Source organism: Pseudoalteromonas sp. 3D05, from assembly GCF_002723455.1.
Classification (GTDB): Bacteria; Pseudomonadota; Gammaproteobacteria; order Enterobacterales; family Alteromonadaceae; genus Pseudoalteromonas.
This window is the reverse complement of record NZ_PDUS01000046.1, coordinates 1-1,097: the sequence shown is the minus strand read 5'-3', so window position 1 is coordinate 1,097 and position 1,097 is coordinate 1. Positions and strand designations below refer to the sequence as shown.

The window sequence follows — 1,097 nt, the reverse complement described above, 5'->3', positions numbered from 1 at the left end:
TGGCTACTGCAAGAAAACGTCAAATAAGTTTGACAGATACAAAATACTATCACTGTATTTCACGTTGCGTTCGGCGTGCATTTTTATGTGGCGAAGACCATTTTACAGGCCAATCATACGAGCATCGCAGAGGCTGGGTTGAAGATAAGCTGCTTGGATTAGCCAAGGTATTTTGCATTGATGTATGTGCTTATGCAGTCATGAGTAACCACACTCATTTAGTGCTGTATGTTGATGATAAAAAAGCGGAGCGGCTAAATGATAAAGCGATTGTTATTCGCTGGCACAAGCTGTGTAAAGGCACCGTACTTACGCAAAGATACTTACAAGGTGGGAAGTTAAGTAAAACTGAACAAATCTTTTTTAATCAAACGGTCAAACAGTATCGCGAACGCTTATCAAGTATTAGCTGGTTTATGCGGTTGCTAAATGAAGATATAGCGCGTAAAGCGAATAAAGAAGATAACTGCACAGGCAGGTTTTGGGAGGGCCGTTTTAAATCACAAGCGCTTCTTGATGAAGCAGCATTGGCAGCTTGTATGGCATACGTTGATTTAAATCCTATCAGGGCAAAAATGGCAAACACGGCAGAAGAGTCATCACATACGAGTGTTCAAAAACGATTAGAAAGCGCAGCCGATGCCAAACAACCAAAACAACTATTACGTTTTGCAGGCATCCCACGTCAAATCATGCCAAAAGGATTACCATTTGAACTTAAATCCTACCTTGAACTGGTTGAGTTAACAGGACGTTGTATACGAGAAGGTAAACGCGGGTATATTGAAAGCACACATTTACCTTTACTAGAAAGAGTGAATATATCCCCAGAAAACTGGTTAAAACTGACCACGCAATTTACGCGCGTATTTCATGGCGCAGTAGGTAGGACGACCTCACAAGAGAGTTACTGTGAACACTTGAACAGAAAAAGGCGTAGCAATGTCAGCAATAGCGAAAAGCTACTGGCATAAAGTTTAAAAGTCTTCGATAAAGAATTAAAACTGCAATCATGCAGTTGTTTTCATGCGTGTAATTTAGGTTTAACAGTGATAAACGCTCGCTTAATGAACGATGAGCGAGTGATAATAGAAAAA

1 protein-coding gene is annotated in these 1,097 nt (G+C 40.4%); it reads left to right on the top strand.

Features of this window, described 5'->3' with window-relative positions:
- A partial coding sequence (locus CSC79_RS19955) for a transposase (RefSeq protein ID WP_099297894.1) occupies positions 1-974 on the top strand: 974 nt, incomplete at its 5' end.
- Positions 975-1,097: the final 123 nt, after the last annotated feature.